We start from the raw sequence: 20,435 nt of genomic DNA, 5'->3' as shown, positions 1-20,435 counted from the left end.
TCATCTATCAATGAAACTACAATATTATATTCCTGTCACAATTCATTGATGGAAACAATTATATCATTCATTATAGCATTTTTTTATTATTTGTCACGAATTAAGTTACATCTTACATTTATATATCGGTTTCTATGTAAATATCTTAACTTAGTCAGGGATTCGTACGATAAATATTGTAGACATCAATATATTATTTAGAAAAGGTGAATTCAGTGAGTGGATTTTATAATATTATATTTAAAACGTTATTACTAACTGCAGTTCCTTTTACCACTACTTTTACTGCCAATTATTCAAATGCAGAAAAGCAAATGGTGAATGCAGTGGAAGCAAATGTTCCGGAAGACCTCTCCATTTATGCAGATATTCCACAGGAAGGTAGATATGACGTAATGCTTGACAGCGTCTCTGGCCCTCTTACCTATTATAATCAGGGCGATTCCCGCTGGGGAGATTATCTGTGGGGCGGGACAGATCCTCTTTCCATCTATGGCTGCGGACCTACAATCATGGCCATGCTAGTTACCAGTCTGACGGGAAACCAGGTCTTGCCCCCTAACACTGCGGACTGGGCTGCTGCCAACAGATGCTGGGCTCCTGGAGATGGCTCTTATCATCGCCTGATTTCAGATGTATCTGCTGCATACGGAATTGAAGCCAGACCCATTCGGGACTACTCTGTCAATGGAATTAAGGAGGTTCTGGACTCGGGACATCTGGTTGTTGCACTGGTCCGAAGGGGGCACTTTACACAGAGAGGGCATTTCCTGATCATTACCCGTATGACCGATGAAGGGAAACTTCGGATTGCAGATCCAAACAGTTTCGAGAATACAATGATCGACTGGGATCCTGCTATCATTTTGAAAGAATTAAACCGCAGAGCCTCCAATGGCGGACCATTATGGGCAATTAGTCTTCCCCCAGGACAGTGATTATTGATAGTAAGAATCCTTTCCTGCTAAACGCATGTTGATATGGCGGTCCAGATCAATGGTCCGCTGCAGCTGCATATGAAGACTTTTCCCCTTCTCCACCAGTTTTCTGGCAAACACATTCTCTGGTATAGTCTCAGCACTGCCTTTTAGCCACTTTCCAATCTGCAGTGCGTCTTCAGGCGTTAACACAGATAATAGAATTCTGATATTTTTCTCGCTGATATCCGCAGAATCCATCTCTTCCTGACGCATCCCTAGAAGAATCTGTACGGTTGTCTGGTCATTTCGGGACAGAGCTTCCGCAATCTCACGGGTTATCCGTTCAATCTCACTTATGCTTTGATACTTCTTCTGCATTTCTTTTAAAATTTCAATCAACATCTCTTCTTCCATATATGCCTCCTGAAATAATTCCAATCATTTATAAATGGCTGGAGAGGATACTGTCCCCTCCAGCCTGCTCCTACTATGCTCTCTCGCTGCTTAATCGTTGTGCTTCCTTAAATGTATCCCGTAAATCTATTACTAAAGGGCGCAGTTCTCCAATAAGAGCAGAGTTTCTTCCTGCTTTAATCCGACTAAACTCATAGAGAAAAAAGTCATATAATCGTTTCAATTCAGAACTTATTTCATATTTAAAATCAAGAGTATCTTTTAAATAGGTTACAATATCAATGGAGCGCTGAATAGATTCTTCGAAAACCACATAATCTTTCTTTTGCAGAGAAAGATCTGCTCTTGTCATACGCTTTAATAATTCATCAAATAAAAGCGTCAACATCTCTCCGGAGGTCATTGTATTGACTGATTGCTGCTTATATTGCTGATAGCCGTTCATATTCATTATTTACACCGCCGTCCTTAACCGCCTAATGATGAATTCAGCCAACTACTTTGGGAATTCATCTGAGAAATTACTTTTTCCAAATTGGTGAATTGCTTTATATAACGATCATTTTCATCTGATAAACGAGTTTGAAGCTGTTTGATATACTTATCAATACTGTCAATGGACTTCTGTAACGTGTTACTCAACACATTGCTTGGCGCATAGACTGAACCGGCTTTTTCGATTAAAGTTCCCTTTACCGCCCCCTTTGTGGAAGCATAACGGTCTGTAATCTCTGTCAATTTTGCCATTAATCCATCACTCTGTCCATCAGAAGTGTCTTCTTTCTTTGTAAAAATCTTTTGAATATCTTCTGGTCTTGACTCTAAAGCAGCACGGAATTCAGTTTCATTGAAGACAAGCTTTCCTTTATCCCCGTAATTGGAGGAAGTGGAAATTCCAAAGGAGCTTAATAATGCTTTGTCATCTGAACCAGCATCAAATATAAAGCGTAAGCTATCGGATAAGGACCTTAACTCGCTGTCATTAAACAGTATTCCTTCCTTTGCCTTATCTTCCCAATTTTTAATCTGGTCTTCTGTCATTTCATTCTTCTGGTCTTCTGTTAAAGGAGAATAATCCCGGTTTGGCTTTTTTGTCAGCTGCTTATTCACAAGCTCAATGATCTCATTATAATCCTTAATCATATCATTCAAAGCATTTACAATCTTGTCTCCATCAGCTTTTCCACTAAAAGTCACTTCCTGAGTTTTATCAATAGTATTGTCTTCTTTATAGCCAAAGGTACCGCTAACTGTAATGTTAAGTCCATCTAAATTAAAGGAATTACTGCCCCTGACCAATTCGATTGGATCGGAGTTTGTGCCATATTTAACGGAAACAATCGCATCCAGACCTTCTGTTTCTGAAAAATTTGTACCAAAAATTCCAGACATATCTTTATATTCTTCCGTACTTTCAAACTTTACACGTCCGGCAGCCCCATCAACCGTAGACTCAAAAATGAATTTATCTGCGTTCTTTAAATAACTGACCTTTACGCCTGCATCAGATGAATTAATTGCATTCATAATTTCATTCACACTGCTTCCATAGGTCAGCCCCGTAATCTCGACATCGTTAATTTTAATTTTCAGAGGATCGCTTTTTTTCTTGTCTGACCCTGCTAAGGAATCCAACCCTGAATTCAAAATAGAAACATCAAGATTCAGGCGATTTGACGCGCCATTGGATACATTTAATGCACCATTGCTGCCTAAAATCCCGCGGTCCGCTGAAGAAATAGAAAGAATGGAAGAATAATCAACTTTAATGGTTTTTTGTATATTCCCATTTTCATCTGTCTCTTCACCTCTGCTACCTGGGATCATTGCCCTAAACTCTAACTTTTCTCCATTAGCTCTTACATCAATTCTGTCCTTACCAAACTGGTCATCCAACTTCTTCTGCATATCTTCAGCAACCAGATCCAGTGCCTCTGCATCAGTTTTTCCCTGAAACAATTTTTCTATTTCTTCTTGACTGCCAAACTTTATACTCTTAGTAACTCCGTTATATGTAAAGGACATACTCTTATCTGCAACACGTTCTGCAAAAGACAGTTCTTGAGAAAGGACCTGCTGTTTTCCTTTTACTAATTCCGAAAAACCATTGCTGTCAATTCTGCGTTCTTCATCGCTCATACTCTTAATATTGGAAAAACCAAGTGCGTCCAGCGCTTTTTCATTACCTCCTGCAACCCAAAGGCTGTTCGTATCCTTTTCATTCAGCTTAAACTCTAACCTCATGTCTTCATTCTCTCCGGTAACAGAAACCTGAATGACATCCCCTAAAGTCTGGCCATTGCCGATTGTAACCTTCTTTAAGGATTCCTTTATTGCAGAAGTAATCCCTTCACTAGTGGAATAATCATAATCTTCACCAGTGAGCATATCAACGCTGTAAGTCTTACTTCCATATTGAAAGGTTATATATCCACCCTCTAAATTACTTACAGAAGCTTTTCCCATATTAATGCCGCCAGTGGAAAGTGCAGAACCAGATACGGCCCCTTTGGAAACCTTGGAAGCCTGCTGTGCCATCTGCTTCACTCCCGCAACGGAGATGGTGTTAACTGAAGGAGAACTGCCGGTAACCTTTACATATTTTTCATTCTCTCCTAAAGCTGTTATACTGCTTCGCCCCCAAAAACTTGGGCTTGATAAATTTGTAGTTGGATTAAGATATGAGGTATATTTGTTCGCAAATTCTACCAGCTTAGAGCTGACAGACTGGTAAGCCTCCTGTTTCCATAATAAAGACTGCCTGCTCTTTTGCTGCTTGGCAATCTTGGCTCTGGTCGCGGCTGTCATTCCTTCAATAAGGCTATCCCTGTCCAGACCGCTGCTAAGCCCTCCAAATCCTCTAAGACTGGATGCTGAACCGACACCACTGGTACTGCTTGATACACTTGCCATATATAAGCTCCTTTCTATTATTACAAAGCCGATCCTTCGACAAAAATCGGTTTTTTTCTTGTTTTTACTATACTTATTTATCGACATACTGTATACTAAAGATAATAGTATTATCTTAATTTACGAATGGAGGTATTGAAGTTGTCCACGGTAATTACCATTACAAATCAAAAGGGCGGCGTAGGCAAAACAACCACTTCCTGCTCGATTGCCTGCGGTCTGGCTATGAAGCAGAAGAGAGTTCTGGCTGTCGATTTAGATCCACAGGGTAACTTAGGTTTCAGCCTTGGTCTGGAGATCGAATCCTGTGCTACTATATATGAAGTTTTTAAGGGAACGGCAACTTTACAGGAAGCAATTCGCTCCTCAAAGTACTGTGATGTTATCTCATCCAATATTCTGTTAAGCAGTGCCGAGTTGGAATTTACCGGAAAACAGCGGGAAAGCATGTTAAAAAACATTCTTTCTACTGTAGCAGGTTATTATGACTACATTATTATTGATACCCCTCCCGCATTAAATATTCTGACTGTGAACGCATATGCGGCAGCGGATTATCTGATTATTCCCATGATTCCGGAAATTTTGAGTCTGTTAGGTGTTTCTCAGATAAAAGAAACCATTAACACAGTACGTGCCTCTGTAAACCCCAATCTGGATGTTCTTGGCATTCTGCTCAATAAATATAATTCCAGAACTTTGCTTTCCAAAGAAGTGAAAGAAATGGCTCAGGATATTGCTGCTCAGATTGGTACTGTTGTATTTGAAACCCATATCCGTTCCAGTGTCAGTGTTGCGGAGGCACCTGCACAGGGCGAGAGCTTACTGGACTATGCCCCCCGATCCAATCCCGCATTGGATTTCCAGGCATTGGTTGATGAGGTTCTAAAACTAATCCATCAGCGTAAAAATTAATATATCATGAGAGGAGTTCAAAACCGTGGCTAGAAAAAGTAGTAAAACTGCCCATGTTATGAATTTGTTGGCTGGTGACGAACCGGAATCTTCCAAATCAGAAGCTGCAAAAGAAAACCTTGCTGCTACCCTGACTGCAGATTCCCCTGAAACAATTAAAGAACTTACCGTATTGGCTCATCAAGCCTCTATTCAAACCCAGGAAGGTCCTTTAACCCCTTCCCCCATATCAATCATAGACATGTCCTCTTCTGCACCTGACCCTGTATCTGAGCTGATTCGTGAGCAGTTAGAAGAAGAGGAATCATTATCTGCAGAAGCACTTGAAAAGACTGATGCAGAAACACAATTGCCGGAACCAGATTCAGAAATACCCGTATCCGAAACAATGAATCCGGTTGAAACACTGGATGAACCGGATATAGAAGATTTCAAGACGGAGAATTCAGAGGTAGAGGAGCCTACAGAACCGGTTGCTTCCCAAACAGAAGACTTGACACCGAAAAAGGATTTTTCCGATGAGGTAATTGCGGCACAATCCATACCAGAGGCTGATTCCCCTACATACCAGTATCTGAATGTTATGGAATACATTGTTAAATCCATGACGAAAGATTATGCAGCCAAATTCGATACCTGTTCCTGCGGACGCTGCCTTGCAGACATTACTGCACTGACACTGACAAAATTGTCTCCTAAATATATTGTGGTTGACTCTTCATCCGCATCTCCGCTTTTAAACTTTTATACCAATCGGTATGCACAGCAGGTCATTGTGGAACTTACAAAATCCTGTTTTACGGTAAAACAAAACCCACACCATTAGGCGTGGGTTTTTTCTTCTTCTATTGGTTCAACTTCCTGATCTGCACTGATAATCAGACTATTCCATATCTCGTTAACAGCATCAACACAATCCATGTAGGTCTGTGCAAGTAATCCGGAAGGAAGGCATAATTCATCGGAATATGACTTAACATTCTTCCACTCCGCATTCTCATAACTGAGAATAAGTTTATATAAAGTTCCACAGACTCCTGTCTTATCTGTTAGTGCCTCTTTTATCTCCTGAGCAACCGGAATCTCAGCAAGAATCTCGTCAACTGGTGCATTAATCATAAATTGTAATGTTGAGAACATTCCCATCATATAAGCTTCTGAACGAAGAATTGGAAAATCACAGATGTGATCGGAAAGAGCCATAGCAAAATTAGCTCTTAAAAATGATATCTTCATAATTGCTTCTAATGCCTGATCGTGATGGTTATTGTTGTTAAAGCTCAACAGATATACCCACTGCTTTAACTGGCTGATTCCCATAATAATCAATGCCTGCCGGATAGAAGATACTCTGCATCGCAGGGCAAAATATGCGGAATTCACAATCTTTAAGAGTGCATAACTAAGAGCAGCATCACGGCTTATGATTGCTTCTATCTGTTCAATATCTGGTTCATCTTTTGACACTTCCACAACTAGCTGAAAGAAATTCCCCTGAAGGAACTCCATGCGGTTTACTTTTTTCGCCAGCACTTCTGCTACATAACTGCCTTCCACAAAATCTGCATCAATCTCCAGTGCAAGTTCATAGTCTTCTTTTTCCTTTACACCGGTTGCTATGCACTTTTTGTCAAGACCTTTCATAGTATTAACAATATTTACCAGAGATAATCTATCTTTCGGATCACGCTTATTAGCAATATCAATCTTAACATAAGTGGCAAAGTCCAGCATTGCAAAATAGCTGGGAGAAAACTGAAAATCATTGATAGCAAACTTATATCCTTCTGCTTTGTATTTCCGGATAATAGTTGGTGCAAGAGGATGAATCATCACATGATCTTCAATCTGAATCACCATTTTTTCTTTGTCAAAAATCTTTGGAGTGTTTCGGAACAGCAGTGCAGGAGTAAAGGTGACAAAGGTCAGTTTATCATCTGCAAAGCTATCAGAATTTTGCATAAGAAAGTCTGAAATCGTATCAGCGACTGCTACATCAGAACTGCTGTAAATAGAATTATAGTCTTTCTGGAACAATACTTCATATCCGACAATTCTGTCTTCTTTTAATGCCTTAATCGGTTGTCGGGTGACATATTTATCCATTCTTAGTCCTCCCCTGAATCAGATGATCAATAACTTCTACCAGATGTCCAATCTCTGGCTTACTTAACTGCTCATTTGCGCCCAGCTTCTTCCCTTTTACCATTAATTCATCATTAATCATAGAAGAGAAAATAATCAATGGAATATGTTTTAACTTAGGATCATCCTTTACCAGCTTTGTCAAACGATGTCCATCCATCTCGGGCATCTCAATATCTGTAATAATCAGATTTACCTTACTATCCAGATCGGAATCATCACGAACCTTCTCAAGATAATTCCAGGCTTCCTGACCATTATTTTTAAAGGTTAAATTATCATAACCGGCCTTTTTCAGTGCAGCCTCTATCATCTTTGTTAAGAGAATAGAATCTTCTGCAATCAGAATAGGGCAATTCACTTCTGTTCTTTTGCCCAGTTTGCTAATCTCATCTAACTGGATTCCAGTCTCCGGCGCAATATCCGCTACAATCTTTTCAAAATCCAGAATGGTAACAAGATCTTCTCCGCACTGAGCAATGCCAGTAGCTACCCCTTCATCTCCTCTGCTGATGGTATCATCAGGCTTCTGGATATTCTTCCAGGATATACGGCTGATTCCAACGACGCTATGAACACGAAAAGCAATATGAAGCTTATTAAAATTCGTAACAATGAATAGATCCTTCGCCTGCTTCTCTGTTTCACTTCCAGTCAAATAATGAGGAAGATCAATAACCGTAAGTAAAAGATCCCTTGGTTTAAAAATACCTTCTACAGAAGGATGGGCATGCGGGATAGGTTTTACCTTATCTGACATCATAATCTCACGTACTTTTGCAACATTGATTCCATATAATTCACCATAAATGGTAAATTCCATTATTTCAATCTCATTGGTCCCTGATTCTAACAAAATCTCTGTTTCTGCCATATTTTTTCTCCTTTATCCCAATATAATCCAGCAAAAACACCTGCCTACTCACTTATCGACATTCTTCTGCCAGTTCATAATGCTTACAAAACAATTTCAGCTCTCCCATATGTACGAATCCGGACCTCTCCCGTGCATAAATTCACCGACATGGTACGGGCATAATTCTCACCTACATCTTCGGCTGTAAGACGGATTCCTGCTGTCTTTAATATCTGTTTTACACTGACAATGTTCCTGGCTCCGATATTGCCAAGAGTGCTGTTCCCCTGGAGCTGGAACATCTTGGCACCTCCGGCTATTTTAGCAATCAATCTGTTTTTCCTGGCTCCCATGATTTCAATCTTGCGAAAAGTCTCAGCCAATCCTGTATCCGCATATTTGAATACATTTCCGTCCCCTGTTCCGTATACTTCTGGAAGCATAATGTGCACAAGCGCTCCCAGCTTAATCATCGGGTCATACAGACTTATGCCAATGCAGGACCCAAGTGCATAAGTAATCAAGGTCCCTTCCTGCCTGGCAAATTTCATATCTGCAATTCCTACTGTAATCTGTTTATCCATTCGTAATCCCCAGTTTTTCCATGAGAAAGTTTAATGACTCAATATCAGGCATCATGAGAAGGTCGCTGTGGAGTTCTTTTCCATCAATGAGAAACTGTCCGCTGATCATCATCATCTTATCTGTCTGGTAGCCAAATTCTACCATCGGAACGCTTAATATTCCGCCTAACATATTCACTGCCGTATCGGGTACTGACAAATTAATTGCCACATCACTCAGTGTTGACATTGCATTGACATAAGATGAAATAATAATATTACCGATCTCTTCAAGAGCTGATGTCTCTATTACATTTAACTGATAATAGTCCTCAATCTCTTTTTGCATGACACTGCTTAATACCTCATTAATAAAATCAAGTTTCAGGATGAACAGCATAAGACCGTTTATCTCTCCGGTCATCTTTACCAGAATGGCTGCTACAATCTCCTCAGGATCTCCAAGGAATTTAATCGCTTCGTTATATCCTAAAATCTGAACATCAGGAAGCGTCATGCGTACTGATTTATTAAGCAAGGATGATAAGGCAGTTGCGGAATTACCAGTTCCAATACTGCCGATCTCACGAATCAGATCAAGACCCAATCCATTCATTTCATCATAACGTCTTATCTTCATTTAATCGCCTCTTTCCTTCCTGCTACTCCTTACCGCAATGAATTAATTGTAGATTCCACCTCATCGGAAGTCTGAACCATCTTTAACGCATAAGAATACGCTCTCTGTGCTTCCATCATTCTGGTCATCTCCAGAGCAAAATCCGTACCGGAATTCTCCAAAGCACCCTTTACAACTTTTGCATTCTCAAGAAGAATCGGTTCTCCATTCTTTGCGGAAACGGCAAAACCATTTCCACCTACACTTTGAATTCCATCCATTCTGGAAAAGGTATAAACACCGATGGCACGGGGATCATGTTCCCCCTCATCCAACTCTTCGGTTTCGTCATCTTCCGCTTCCTCTTCCTCCTCCGGATAGGATGTGGGCTTAATATCGTAGGAAATCTCTTCTTTGTCCATATTAAGGACTCTCTTTCCCTCCGTATTAACCAGAAAGAATTTATCTTCTGTCTTTGCAAGCTGAAAACGTCCATCTCTTGAATAAGTCACATCACCTGTAACGGGATCCTTCAGCATAAAAAAACCGTCTCCTGCAATGGCGTAATCATGATCTATTCCCGTTGTCTGATATGGCATCGTGCTCATATTCGACTTTATGGTATCAATCTTTGATCCGCTTCCTGATTTTGCGGCATCCTGTCCCTGAGCATTCCTTACCTGTGAATAGATTAAGTCAGAAAATACACCGTATTGGGACTTAAACCCAACGGTGTTGACATTTGCAATATTATTGGATACAATGTTGAGCCTGGTCTGTTGATTGCCAGCTCCCAAAGCCCCTATGTAAAAGGATTGATTCATTCCCTATACCTCCTATACTCTTCCGATATCACTTACAATCTTACCCATAAGCTGATCATACATTTTCAGTACCTGTGCTGCACTTTGAGAAGCTCTCTGGCTGCTCATCATGCCGGTCATCTCGTCAATGGGATCAATGTTGGACCTTTCTATGGATTTCCACTGAATTCCCCCATCTACTGCGTCGGCATCGGCAGCAGATGTAAATGTCCCGTTATTGCCTTTCACAAGCTGGTTATAATCGGCAAAATCAAATACTCCCAGTTTGCCGATCAATTGAGGTTCCTGTTCTGAATCCGAATCATTCTCTTCCTCACCGCCCAGACCTTTTAACGGAACTTCATAAATATTGCCTGATTTATCAACTGAGATATGATCGGAAGTCATCTCAATGGGGTTCCCGTCTTCTCCCAGGACTCTTCCTAATGAGGATAAACTAAGATATCCGTCCTGATCAATCTGAAAAGAACCGTTTCTGGTATAAATTCGGTTCCCAGCAGTATCCTGAACCGCAAAAAATCCGGGTTTTGTCAGTGCAAAATCCAAATTCCCTCCAGTTTCTTCTACATTACCCTGATTATGGCTGGTGCTGGTTATTCCAACAGCACGGATCATAGACATGGAACCAATCTGGGTGGCATTCCCCCTATTCAGATTACCGCTGCGGTAACGCATCTCATCTTTAAAGGTTGTGCTGACCATACGGTCAGACTTATACCCCGGAGTACTCACATTGACCATATTATTACTGATTGTATTCAAATTCCGGTTCTGGTAAAGCATTCCAGAAGCCAGATTATAAAATCCCTGAAACATATTTTGTCCCCTTTCTTACTTCCCGTTCATAAAATCATTCAGATATAAACGCAGTTTTTGTATGGCATTGGAGTGAATCTGCGAAATTCTCGGCTCGCTGACGCTCATCACATGAGCAATCTCCTTCATATTTAATTCGTCCATATAGTACAAAGAGATAACCTTTTGTTCGTTTTCTTTTAAATTATTTATAGCAGAAACTAAAACTTGTTTAAACTCTTCCTGCAAATAATGGTCTTCCGGCTGATCATTTTCATTAATGGAAGGAAGCTGAAGAACTTTTTTATTCTCATTTCCAGCTTCTAAAACCATGTCCAGGGACAGAACACTGTAAATGTTAGTCTTTCCAAGTGCCTCCTGATACTTATCTAAACTGACCCCCATATGGTCTGCAATCTCCTTAGGTGAAGGAAACCGTCCAAGACGATTGCACAATTCCATTGCTGCATTATCAAGATCTTTGGCATTTTTTCTCACACTTCTTGGAATCCAGTCCTGCTTTCTTGCCATATCAATGATCATACCTCTTATCCGCTTGGAAATATATGTCTCGAACTTGACATTCAGCTCCGGATCAAATTTCTCAATTCCAGCCATGATCGTCAGCACACCTTCATTTACAATGTCTTCCACCTGCGCAAAGCTTAAATAGACATCCCGCATCTGGATTGATATGCTCTTAACCATATACATATAGCGCATCACAAGTTCATGCTTGATCTTAATATCCTTTGTCCGTTTATATTTAATTAGTAAATCTTCATTGGTATATTGGCTAAAATCTTGTTCCATTCCGACTAACACTGCCTTTCTGACATAACCCCATGTCAAACGGTAATATTTCCGACTGCCTGAATTTGAATATTATTTGCAATCTCATTAAATGAAAGGACATATACATTGGGATAGAACTGCTCAATCAGGCGATAAAAATACAGTCTGACAACCTGACTTGTTAAAACCACTGGTTTCTGATTCAGGTCACTGAACTTCTTAATCTGCTCTCCCATCTGTACAATTACCGATTGCATTACATCAGGGCTTAAAGCAAGATACACACCCTGCTCCCCCTTCGCCATACTGCTTATAATATTCTTTTCCAGATCCGCATCCAGAGTCAGCACTTTCATCTGGCCTCCGTCGCAGAACATTCTGGTAATGGTTCTCTTTAAGGCAATTCTGATATTTTCAGTTATTACATCCATATCTCTGGTAACTGGAAGTGAATCTAAGATCGTCTCTAAAATCGTTTCCATGTCTTTAATCGGGACACCTTCTTTTACCAGATTATGAAGGATTTTTTGAAGGTTTCCATATGTAAACTGTCCAGGAAATAGTTCATCCACCAGCTCTGCAGATTGTTTTTTCACATTATCCAACAACTGCATCACCTCCTGCCTTCCAAGTAATTCATGAGCGTGCTGCTTGATGGTTTCTGACAGATGGGTAAGCATAACAGAAAGCGGATCAATTACGGTATACCCATAAATTTCTGCCATCTCTTTATTCTCTGGGCGAATCCATTTACTTGGAATTCCATAAGCTGGTTCAATGGTTTCAATTCCATCAACTTCACCGGACAATACAGGTGGCTCTAAAGCCAGATAATAGTCTACCAGGATCTCCCCTTTGGATACTTCTTCTCCTCGTATTTTGATTACATACTGATTGGTATTTAAACTGGAACTGTCCCTAAGTCTGACAGAAGGAATGACAAATCCCATATCCTGTGCATATTGCCTTCTGAAAATGACGATCCGGTTAATCATCTTGCCGCCGCTGGTCTCATCAATCAGCGGAATCAGACTATAGCCAAATTCCATCTCAATGGGTTCTACATTAATCAGGGAATAGACATTGTTTACGTCACGATAATAGGATTCTTCGTCAGAAGGTGCCTGGGCGGCTTCTTCCATTGCCTGGGCAGTCTCTGATGCCTCTTCTCTGATGGCTGCTCTTTTGACTCTCCGTTCTAACTGATATCCACAGCCGACTAACACAACAGCCATCACTGCAAGCTGTAATTTGGGCATTCCGGGAACCAGCATCAATACAACCATAACAAAACCGGTAAACATAATGGCTTTGGGCTGTGCCAAAAACTGTGCGGACACATCTTCATTCAGACTGCCCTCTGATACGGCTCTGGTAACAATCATACCAGTTGCGGTTGCAATTAAAAGGGAAGGAATCTGGGAAACCAGTCCATCACCTACCGTTGCAATGCTGTAAATCGTCAGCACCTGTGAGAAAGGAAGGCTTGACTGTACTACACCAATGACTGCACCACCAATAAAGTTGATTGCTGTGATTACAATCGCCATGATTGCATCACCTTTTACAAATTTGGTGGCACCATCCATTGCACCGTAAAAATCGGCTTCTTTCTGAATCTTATATCGTCTGAGTTTTGCTTCCTGCTCATTAATAAGACCAGAACTTAAATCAGCATCAATCGCCATCTGTTTTCCAGGCATGGCATCCAGGGTGAATCTGGCTGCCACTTCTGATACACGTTCCGTACCTTTTGTAATAACAAGAAAGTTCATTAATACAATGATTATGAATATAATAAACCCAACAACGATATTTCCCTGTAGAACGAAATCACCAAATGCCTTAATTACCTGACCGGACGACCCCTGATGTGCTAAAATATTACGGGTAGAGGAGACATTCAGTCCCAGCCTCAGTAAAGTAGTAATTAAGAGCAATGAGGGAAATATGGAAAATTCCAATGGCTCCCTGATATTCATGCTTATCAGTAAGATAATCATGGAAAGGGCAATATTTATGATAATCATTACGTCCATAAGGAATGGAGGCAATGGAATAATCAACAGAAGTACAATCGCAATGACAAATACAACTACGGAATTTTTCAGTAAACTCTTCATTCTTTTACACCATTTCTTTCAAGTATCTCTTCTGCTTTTTCTATTCTATGATTTTGTTATTCATACGGTATACGAAAACCAAAATCTCCGCTACCATACCATAGTACTCCGGAGGTATCTCCGCCCCAACCTGCGTACTGGCAAAAATGCCGCGGGCTAATGGCTTATTCTCCAGCACATAGACTCCATGTTCCTCTCCCATTGCCACAATTCTAAGTGCCAGCTCATCCTGCCCTTTTGCAACCATAACCGGTGCATTGTCCTTATCAAGATCGTAGCGCAGAGCCACCGCATAATGGGTCGGGTTACGAATGATAACATCTGCGGAAGGAACTGCCTGCATCATACGGGATTTCGCTCTTTCCCTTTGCAGATTCCGGATTCTTCCTTTAATCTCCGGATTTCCTTCTGTTTGTTTATATTCTTCTTTCAACTCCTGCTTTGACATCTTCATCTGGCGTTCGTAATCCCACCACTGATAAAAATAATCGAAGCCTGCAACTCCAAGAAACACAATTGACACCTTATATACCATCTGCATTACAGCATCCAGAACATAAACAGCGGATTCTCTGAAATCCATATCAATGGTTCTGGATATTCCCCGCAGATCCGCCATGATAATCTGATAAAGAATAATGACAAGGACAATAATCTTTACAAGATTTTTCAGCAATTCTACCAGACTTTTCAGTGACAGAATATTCTTAATCCCTTTTAATGGATTAAGCCGGTTGAACTGAGGAACCAGATTCTTTTTTGTGAAAATAAATTTAGTCTGTACTCCGGTTCCAATGACTGCCAACACCATGGAAACCACAAGTATGGGAACCGCTCCTTTTAACACTGCTGTCACCGTATCTATATAAGCACTTTTTGTATAATCAGACACGGTTTCAACCATGGGTGCAAGGCTTAAATACTTGATCATATAATCCCGTATAGTCCGGTAAATCAGTGGAAACAGCATCTTAAGCATAATGAATGTTCCAAGAAGGGATGCAATCATAACCACATCTTTACTGATTGCAACACGTCCCTTTTTTCGTTCGTCCCGCCGTTTTTTCGGGGTGGCTTTCTCAGTCTTTGATCCCTCAGCCATTTTGGTTTCTCACATCCTTTGCATTTATAAAAGGCGAATCACACTCTCTACAGTTAAAAGCATCTGACTTATAATATCACCCAGATAATCAGACATGGGGGAAAACAGAAAAACAAGCATTAACAAACCAATGATTAACTTTGCTTGTATATTCACTACAAACACATTAATCTGAGGAATGATTTTCATTAAAATTCCAACCGCTATTTCTGTCAGAAATTCGATTGCCATAATAGGAAATGCAAATTTAACCGCCATAACGATACAATGAATGAACACTTCTACCAGCGCCCACGCAACCTGTGGTCCAAATAACACCTGCCCGTACGGAACGATCTCAGCCGAAGTAAGAAGCAGTTTAAAAAGTGCCAGATGTCCATCTACAGCGAAAAATAGCAACATAAAATATGCGTGATAAACACTGCCGCTTAAAGCAATCTGTGCGTTGCTTTGGGGATCAAATATGGTAGACATAGACAGTCCCATCTGAAAATCAATAATGGAACCTGCAAATGTAATGACCAGTAAAAAAAGATCTATTACAAACCCTATGGCATATCCCATGGCAAATTCTTTTATAAGAAGTACGGCATATTCTATCGAATTGACCGGCTCCGGAACCTGTGCAAAGGAGAAGGAATAAACGAGAAGAGTAAATACCATTACCATTCCGCTTTTCACCTGCACCGGAATATTCTTTCTTCCCAAAATAGGATTCAGCAGGATAAATCCTGACATTCTCATAAAAATCAGGGACAACAGCATCATCTGTCCTACATCCGGCATTTAACTCTTCCTTTCCCTGCTTTTATCTATCCCAGCATTGTATTAAATATATGAATCGTATAATCGCCAAGCATTTCCATCATATTGCTTCCCATGATTAACAACACCAGACCGATTACCAGAAGTTTTGGTACAAATGTAATGGTCTGTTCATGAATCTGAGTAGCTGCCTGTAAAATAGATATGATAATACCAATAATCATACTTATGATTAAAACGGGACCAGCAAGCCTTACAGCCATCCCGAACATCTCGTACATAAGACTGCTAAGCGCAACTTCTGTCATCTTTACTCCTCCTGTCAGTAATGAAAGCTTTTAACCAGATTGGTAAATAATAATTCCCATCCGTTGACCGTTACAAATAAAAGAAGCTTAAACGGCAAGGAGATCATTGCGGGAGGAAGCATTACCATACCCATGGACATCAGCGTACTGGATACAATAATATCTACCAGCATAAACGGCAAGAAGATCATAAATCCTGCAGTGAATGCCCGCTTTAGTTCTGATGTCATAAAGGAAGGAATCACAACTGTCATAGGAAGTTCTTCCAAATTTTCAGGTTTTTCTGTTTTGGACAGGTCCATAAAAACATTGAGGGTAGACGTCTCCGTCTGTTTGAGCATAAATCTCTTCATGGGAACCTCTGCCCGTTTCAGTGCCTCGTCCTGTTTTATCTCTTCTTTTACATAGGGCTGATAAGCATTGGTATTAATATCCTTTATCACAGGGTCCATAATAAACAGGGTTAAAAACAATGCAATTCCTACCAAAACCATGTTAGGAGGTGTCTGCTGGATTCCAAGTGCATTTCTGGTAAAAGACAAGATAATGACAATCCTGGTAAAGGACGTCATCATCACTAAAATAGAAGGCAGCAATGAAATAATGGTCAGAACGAGAAAAAGTTCAAGCGTTGGCACCCGTCCGCCGTTAATGTTAACTAAGGCATCTGTATTCATTCTGTTCCTCCTTACTGATCTTTCTTATGTCTGTCTGTATATTTCTTTAATAGCTTTTTAAAATCCGGGTACCCTTCTATTGTTTCTGTTGTGTCAGTACCCTTGTTTTCTATATTTATATCTTCCTCTGATACTTCCGCCAGAAGTGTAATCTGTGAAGAAGCAATTCCTATCAGGTAGTAATGGCTTCCCATTCGAACAACTGCAACCGCCTTATCCTGCCCCAGCGGAAGCCTGTCCAGCATCTGCATACATGTCCCCCCACGTTTTAATCCGATGCCCTTTCCCAGACTTTTCGTAAATACATAGCTTAAGTACAGAATCAGAATGGTAAGAATCAGCACCGATGCCAGACTTAAAACACTGTTCAATGACTGCCACTTCCTCTCTACATGATATTTCCTTTTACAATCTCTGTGATACGAATACCAAAGTTGTCATCAACAACTACTACATCGCCTTTTGCAATACAACGCCCATTTACATAAAGATCAACCTGATCTCCTGCTAATTTATCAAGAACAACAAGGGAACCTTTTGTAAATTCCAGAATATCTTTTACCAGCTTTCTGGTTCTGCCGATTTCTACAGAAACTTCCAGCGGCACTCCCATAATCAATTCTCTGTTTTCTTCCTGTTCTTCATAACTTCCGGCATTGTCCTTTAAATCTTTCTGCGGAACTGGTTTAACATTGATCTTTTTCGGTTCAGTTACATCTCTGCCCGTATTCTGCTGTCCATTTTGTAACTGTAAAATCATCTGCTGCATCTGATTCATCATTTGCTGCTGCATCTGGATCTGTGCCATAAGCTGCTGCATGGATGAGTTATCGTTTTCTGACATCTGTCCTCCTGTTACCGGTGCTGCCTGTGGAGGCTGTACTGTTTTAGGCGGCTCTGCAGCCTGGCTGCCAGCCAAAAGTTTCTCAATCTCAGCCTGAGACATCACTCCGCCTGATGGTTCTATTACCGGTTCTGGTTCTGGCTTTGGCTCTTCTACCTTTGGTTCTTCTACCTTTGAAGCTGCACTTTCAGCTAAAAGTCTCTCTATCTCAGCCTGGGACAGCATTGCATTCCCTGAGGATTCTACTACCGGTTTCTCCTCTTCATGTCTCAGTTCCGGTTCCTGGTCCTGGCTTTCCTGTGTGAAAAATCCTCCAACCAGCTCTTTTGCAAGTTCTGGAGGCATTACATTGATAAATTCACTTTCCAACCGGTCTGCAATTTTTAATGTAAAACCTACAACCACCATAATCTCATTTGTCTTATAGTATTTATTCTTAAAATCATCTATATCGGAAATCTCAAATGAGCTTGGTGTGGAAATATTAACTGATTTCGTTAAGAATTCAGACAGAGCCGTTGCAGACGCTCCCATCATCTGATTCATAACTTCACAAATCGCACTGATATTGAGTTCATTTAACTCGAACTCTTCTTCTGGGGTTTCCATTCCCATCATCATGTCTACGATTATCTTTACATCATGTTTCTTTAACAGCATGATGTTGCTTCCGCTTAGTCCTGCAATATATGTAATCTCTACTCCAACTGCTGGTTCCAGGTTTGAAATTTCAAATTCTTCTCTCGTTAAAACCCTGACCACTGGTGTTGTAATATCAACTCTGGCATCGAGCAAGTTGGATACTGCAGTGGCTGAGGCACCCAGGCTTATATTTAAAATCTCACCTATGGCATCAATCTCAAATGCGCTAAAATTCTTCGAATCCATACAACTTTTCTCCCTTTATACTCATTTAGCCCTCTATGCCATTTTTTGCCTTATTTCCCGATTTCCAATGCCTTGGAAGCCATCATCTTTATGGCGTTAAATGCTGTTATATTGGCTTCATAGGACCTGGTGGCAGACATGCTGTCCACAGTCTCTTTAATCAAATCTACATTAGGCATCTGTACATAGCCATTCTCATCTGCATCCGGATGTTCCGGGTTATATACAGACTTTAAAGGACTGGTATCCTCTATGATCTGAGAAACTCTGACGCCGCCTGTACTTTGCTGCCGGCTTTTCCCTGCCGCATTCATCAGCACCTTTTTGAAATTATTTTCATTTCTGGCTTCAAGTACTACCATTTTTCTCCGGTAAGGGCCGCCTGCTTCTGTTCTTGTTGTATCGATATTAGCAATATTCTCAGATGCGACATCCAGGCGAAGACGCTGTGCTGTCATAGCCGATGCGCTGATGTTCATAGAACTCAAAAACGACATAAGTATCCTCCTTAGATGTCTGCTTAGCCGATAATTCCGGAAACAGTTTTAAGAATACGGTCTGGCTTAAATGGCTTTACAATGAAATCCTTTGCTCCGGATTTGATTGCTTCAATTACCATACTTTCCTGACCCATGGCAGAACACATAACTACGGCTGCATCTGGTGCTTTTGATTTGATTACTTTTAACGCTTCCAGACCGTCCATATTCGGCATGGTAATGTCCATGATTACCAGGTCTGGATTCACTTCTGCAAACATCTGAACTGCCTGGGCTCCATCAGACGCTTCATATAGGTCTGTGTATCCATTTTTAGTTAAGGTGTCCTTAATCATCATTCTCATAAATGCTGCATCATCTACTAATAATATTTTTGCCATTTCTTTACATCTCCTTTTATTATCCTATATTACTTTATATAATCCCTGACTCAGTTTTCACCGGTCTGGTAATTTCCATTGTCAGCTAACTCATCAATCTGCACCGCAACATTCCGTTTATGAACACCCAACTGGCCTTTAAACCATGGCTGTTCTTCAACATAAATTTCTATGTCAGAATCCTTTGGTGTGTTTAGATTGACCACATCTCCCACATGAAGATTATAAATATCATCAAGTGTGATCATGGCATCTCCAACTTTGGCACGAACCAGAAGATCCGATCCTTTGATGCTGTTAAAGATATCCTGCCTGTTATCCTGGCTCTTAAATTCATCGCCCATGGCACTGTGTTTTCTCTTGTCCATGATGGAGAAAATATTGGAAAGCAAGGTTCCTGGAATACATACATTCAGCCTGCCCGTACATTCCTTTAATTCCACATCAATTACGACAATTACAATGGTCTCATCTACACCAATCTCCTGAAACATTCCCGGATTTTCCTCCAGTCTGTTCAGTTCGAAATTTAAGTCAATATAAGTCGACCAGGAATCCTTTAATGCTCCAATCAGATACTGAATCACTCTCCGGTACAGAGCCATTTCGATCTCTGTGTAAGTATAATATTCATCAACATCTGCTTCTTCCCCAACCCCCCCCAGCATGCGGTCCATCAGACTTAACATCAGGCTCATACTGGCATTGATTAAAAGAGGCGGTCCCTGGGCAACATTAGGCATGGTTACATCGACAATTGTCAAAACGTCATTATCATTCAGGGCATTCCCAAATTCATAATACCGTTGTTCCTCTACCGTAATAACGGATAATTCACTTGAAGTACGAAATAGCCCGTTGATCTGCGAACCGGCAATTCTGGAGTAATTATCAAATATACTCTTTAATATCTTCAGTTTATCTTTTGTAAACTTTTTAGGACTGTAAAAATCATACTTCCTATATTTTGTTTCATTTCCTTTTTTATCAATCTCATCGATAGGCTCATCAGTTCCCTGCAGGGAATTGAGCAGTGCATCAATTTGACTTTGGGATAATACTTCAGCCATCTGTTTCACTCCCGCTTTT

At 40.6% G+C, this 20,435-nt stretch carries 23 protein-coding genes; 3 read left to right on the top strand and 20 right to left on the bottom strand.

What is annotated here, in order from left to right; all coding sequences use genetic code 11:
* The first annotated feature begins 215 nt into the window (after positions 1 to 215).
* On the top strand, positions 216 to 938 hold the full coding sequence (locus FAY33_RS16350; RefSeq protein ID WP_143322299.1) for a C39 family peptidase: 723 nt from the start codon (positions 216 to 218) through the stop codon (positions 936 to 938).
* On the opposite strand, the gene FAY33_RS16345 is transcribed toward FAY33_RS16350, so the two are convergent.
* The 3 genes from FAY33_RS16345 to fliD all read right to left on the bottom strand — a co-directional run bounded on the left by FAY33_RS16345 (position 939) and on the right by fliD (position 4,247).
* Positions 939 to 1,334, bottom strand: coding sequence for a hypothetical protein (locus FAY33_RS16345; protein ID WP_143322298.1), 396 nt, complete (start codon positions 1,332 to 1,334; stop codon positions 939 to 941).
* Positions 1,335 to 1,407: 73 nt separating this feature from the next.
* On the bottom strand, positions 1,408 to 1,785 hold the full coding sequence (fliS, locus tag FAY33_RS16340; protein WP_143322297.1) for a flagellar export chaperone FliS: 378 nt from the start codon (positions 1,783 to 1,785) through the stop codon (positions 1,408 to 1,410).
* Positions 1,786 to 1,802: 17 nt separating this feature from the next.
* A complete protein-coding gene (gene fliD, locus FAY33_RS16335) occupies positions 1,803 to 4,247 on the bottom strand; it encodes a flagellar filament capping protein FliD (RefSeq protein ID WP_185967663.1) in 2,445 nt (814 codons plus the stop codon).
* A 141-nt stretch (positions 4,248 to 4,388) separates the two neighbouring features.
* Here fliD and FAY33_RS16330 point away from each other — a divergent pair, with 141 nt between their 5' ends.
* Together FAY33_RS16330 and FAY33_RS16325 are read left to right on the top strand one after the other, a co-directional pair.
* Positions 4,389 to 5,162: an AAA family ATPase gene (locus tag FAY33_RS16330; RefSeq protein ID WP_143322295.1), complete on the top strand. Its 774-nt coding sequence runs from the start codon at positions 4,389 to 4,391 to the stop codon at positions 5,160 to 5,162.
* Between the two features lie 25 nt (positions 5,163 to 5,187).
* Positions 5,188 to 5,988, top strand: coding sequence for a late competence development ComFB family protein (locus FAY33_RS16325; protein WP_143322294.1), 801 nt, complete (start codon positions 5,188 to 5,190; stop codon positions 5,986 to 5,988).
* Here the strand turns inward: FAY33_RS16325 and FAY33_RS16320 are convergent.
* The 17 genes from FAY33_RS16320 to FAY33_RS16240 form a co-directional block, all read right to left on the bottom strand.
* The gene (locus FAY33_RS16320; protein ID WP_143322293.1) at positions 5,985 to 7,268 is read right to left on the bottom strand and encodes an HDOD domain-containing protein; all 1,284 of its coding nucleotides are present in this window, start codon (positions 7,266 to 7,268) and stop codon (positions 5,985 to 5,987) included. The genes FAY33_RS16325 and FAY33_RS16320 overlap by 4 nt on opposite strands.
* On the bottom strand, positions 7,261 to 8,181 hold the full coding sequence (locus FAY33_RS16315) for a chemotaxis protein (protein ID WP_143322292.1): 921 nt from the start codon (positions 8,179 to 8,181) through the stop codon (positions 7,261 to 7,263). Before FAY33_RS16315 ends, FAY33_RS16320 begins: the two co-directional genes overlap by 8 nt.
* 83 nt (positions 8,182 to 8,264) lie before the next feature.
* Entirely contained in the window at positions 8,265 to 8,747 is a 483-nt protein-coding gene (locus FAY33_RS16310; protein ID WP_143322291.1) for a chemotaxis protein CheD, read from the bottom strand.
* Positions 8,740 to 9,366, bottom strand: coding sequence for a chemotaxis protein CheC (locus tag FAY33_RS16305; protein ID WP_143322290.1), 627 nt, complete (start codon positions 9,364 to 9,366; stop codon positions 8,740 to 8,742). The genes FAY33_RS16310 and FAY33_RS16305 overlap by 8 nt, the downstream gene beginning before the upstream one ends.
* Before the next feature lie 29 nt (positions 9,367 to 9,395).
* Entirely contained in the window at positions 9,396 to 10,169 is a 774-nt protein-coding gene (locus tag FAY33_RS16300; RefSeq protein WP_143322289.1) for a flagellar hook-basal body protein, read from the bottom strand.
* A 12-nt stretch (positions 10,170 to 10,181) separates the two neighbouring features.
* Positions 10,182 to 10,985, bottom strand: a complete 804-nt coding sequence (locus FAY33_RS16295) for a flagellar hook-basal body protein (protein ID WP_143322288.1) — start codon at positions 10,983 to 10,985, stop codon at positions 10,182 to 10,184.
* Positions 10,986 to 11,000: 15 nt separating this feature from the next.
* A complete protein-coding gene (locus FAY33_RS16290) occupies positions 11,001 to 11,777 on the bottom strand; it encodes a FliA/WhiG family RNA polymerase sigma factor (RefSeq protein ID WP_143322287.1) in 777 nt (258 codons plus the stop codon).
* A gap of 35 nt (positions 11,778 to 11,812) precedes the next feature.
* Complete coding sequence (flhA, locus tag FAY33_RS16285) at positions 11,813 to 13,882, bottom strand: flagellar biosynthesis protein FlhA (protein ID WP_143322286.1); 2,070 nt, start codon at positions 13,880 to 13,882, stop codon at positions 11,813 to 11,815.
* A gap of 40 nt (positions 13,883 to 13,922) precedes the next feature.
* The gene (gene flhB / locus FAY33_RS16280) at positions 13,923 to 14,984 is read right to left on the bottom strand and encodes a flagellar biosynthesis protein FlhB (RefSeq protein WP_143322285.1); all 1,062 of its coding nucleotides are present in this window, start codon (positions 14,982 to 14,984) and stop codon (positions 13,923 to 13,925) included.
* A gap of 24 nt (positions 14,985 to 15,008) precedes the next feature.
* Complete coding sequence (locus FAY33_RS16275; protein ID WP_143322284.1) at positions 15,009 to 15,770, bottom strand: flagellar biosynthetic protein FliR; 762 nt, start codon at positions 15,768 to 15,770, stop codon at positions 15,009 to 15,011.
* Positions 15,771 to 15,796: 26 nt separating this feature from the next.
* Complete coding sequence (locus FAY33_RS16270; RefSeq protein ID WP_143322283.1) at positions 15,797 to 16,057, bottom strand: flagellar biosynthetic protein FliQ; 261 nt, start codon at positions 16,055 to 16,057, stop codon at positions 15,797 to 15,799.
* A gap of 14 nt (positions 16,058 to 16,071) precedes the next feature.
* Entirely contained in the window at positions 16,072 to 16,734 is a 663-nt protein-coding gene (gene fliP / locus FAY33_RS16265; protein WP_143322282.1) for a flagellar type III secretion system pore protein FliP, read from the bottom strand.
* A gap of 11 nt (positions 16,735 to 16,745) precedes the next feature.
* Positions 16,746 to 17,105, bottom strand: a complete 360-nt coding sequence (locus tag FAY33_RS16260; protein WP_143322281.1) for a flagellar biosynthetic protein FliO — start codon at positions 17,103 to 17,105, stop codon at positions 16,746 to 16,748.
* A 17-nt stretch (positions 17,106 to 17,122) separates the two neighbouring features.
* Entirely contained in the window at positions 17,123 to 18,466 is a 1,344-nt protein-coding gene (gene fliN, locus FAY33_RS16255) for a flagellar motor switch protein FliN (protein ID WP_143322280.1), read from the bottom strand.
* A 50-nt stretch (positions 18,467 to 18,516) separates the two neighbouring features.
* Positions 18,517 to 18,963, bottom strand: a complete 447-nt coding sequence (gene flgC, locus FAY33_RS16250; protein ID WP_143322279.1) for a flagellar basal body rod protein FlgC — start codon at positions 18,961 to 18,963, stop codon at positions 18,517 to 18,519.
* A gap of 23 nt (positions 18,964 to 18,986) precedes the next feature.
* Entirely contained in the window at positions 18,987 to 19,346 is a 360-nt protein-coding gene (locus tag FAY33_RS16245; protein WP_143322278.1) for a response regulator, read from the bottom strand.
* A gap of 50 nt (positions 19,347 to 19,396) precedes the next feature.
* Entirely contained in the window at positions 19,397 to 20,416 is a 1,020-nt protein-coding gene (locus FAY33_RS16240; protein WP_143322277.1) for a FliM/FliN family flagellar motor switch protein, read from the bottom strand.
* Positions 20,417 to 20,435 lie beyond the last annotated feature (19 nt).

It is taken from the genome of Clostridium sp. HBUAS56010, from assembly GCF_007115105.1.
Taxonomy (GTDB): Bacteria; Bacillota; Clostridia; order Lachnospirales; family Lachnospiraceae; genus Lacrimispora.
This window is presented reverse-complemented; position numbering and strand designations above follow the sequence as displayed.

Coding starts and splice junctions, on each gene's coding strand:
- FAY33_RS16320 (WP_143322293.1), bottom strand. CDS start 7,268: ATGGATAAATATGTCACCCGACAACCGATTAAGGCATTAAAAGAAGAC.
- FAY33_RS16345 (WP_143322298.1), bottom strand. CDS start 1,334: ATGGAAGAAGAGATGTTGATTGAAATTTTAAAAGAAATGCAGAAGAAG.
- flgC (WP_143322279.1), bottom strand. CDS start 18,963: ATGTCGTTTTTGAGTTCTATGAACATCAGCGCATCGGCTATGACAGCA.
- FAY33_RS16310 (WP_143322291.1), bottom strand. CDS start 8,747: ATGGATAAACAGATTACAGTAGGAATTGCAGATATGAAATTTGCCAGG.
- fliD (WP_185967663.1), bottom strand. CDS start 4,247: ATGGCAAGTGTATCAAGCAGTACCAGTGGTGTCGGTTCAGCATCCAGT.
- flhA (WP_143322286.1), bottom strand. CDS start 13,882: ATGAAGAGTTTACTGAAAAATTCCGTAGTTGTATTTGTCATTGCGATT.
- FAY33_RS16305 (WP_143322290.1), bottom strand. CDS start 9,366: ATGAAGATAAGACGTTATGATGAAATGAATGGATTGGGTCTTGATCTG.
- FAY33_RS16315 (WP_143322292.1), bottom strand. CDS start 8,181: ATGGCAGAAACAGAGATTTTGTTAGAATCAGGGACCAATGAGATTGAA.
- FAY33_RS16295 (WP_143322288.1), bottom strand. CDS start 10,985: ATGTTTCAGGGATTTTATAATCTGGCTTCTGGAATGCTTTACCAGAAC.
- fliP (WP_143322282.1), bottom strand. CDS start 16,734: ATGAATACAGATGCCTTAGTTAACATTAACGGCGGACGGGTGCCAACG.
- flhB (WP_143322285.1), bottom strand. CDS start 14,984: ATGGCTGAGGGATCAAAGACTGAGAAAGCCACCCCGAAAAAACGGCGG.
- FAY33_RS16270 (WP_143322283.1), bottom strand. CDS start 16,057: ATGACAGAAGTTGCGCTTAGCAGTCTTATGTACGAGATGTTCGGGATG.
- FAY33_RS16245 (WP_143322278.1), bottom strand. CDS start 19,346: ATGGCAAAAATATTATTAGTAGATGATGCAGCATTTATGAGAATGATG.
- fliS (WP_143322297.1), bottom strand. CDS start 1,785: ATGAATATGAACGGCTATCAGCAATATAAGCAGCAATCAGTCAATACA.
- FAY33_RS16240 (WP_143322277.1), bottom strand. CDS start 20,416: ATGGCTGAAGTATTATCCCAAAGTCAAATTGATGCACTGCTCAATTCC.
- FAY33_RS16300 (WP_143322289.1), bottom strand. CDS start 10,169: ATGAATCAATCCTTTTACATAGGGGCTTTGGGAGCTGGCAATCAACAG.
- FAY33_RS16275 (WP_143322284.1), bottom strand. CDS start 15,770: ATGCCGGATGTAGGACAGATGATGCTGTTGTCCCTGATTTTTATGAGA.
- fliN (WP_143322280.1), bottom strand. CDS start 18,466: ATGGATTCGAAGAATTTTAGCGCATTTGAGATTGATGCCATAGGTGAG.
- FAY33_RS16290 (WP_143322287.1), bottom strand. CDS start 11,777: ATGGAACAAGATTTTAGCCAATATACCAATGAAGATTTACTAATTAAA.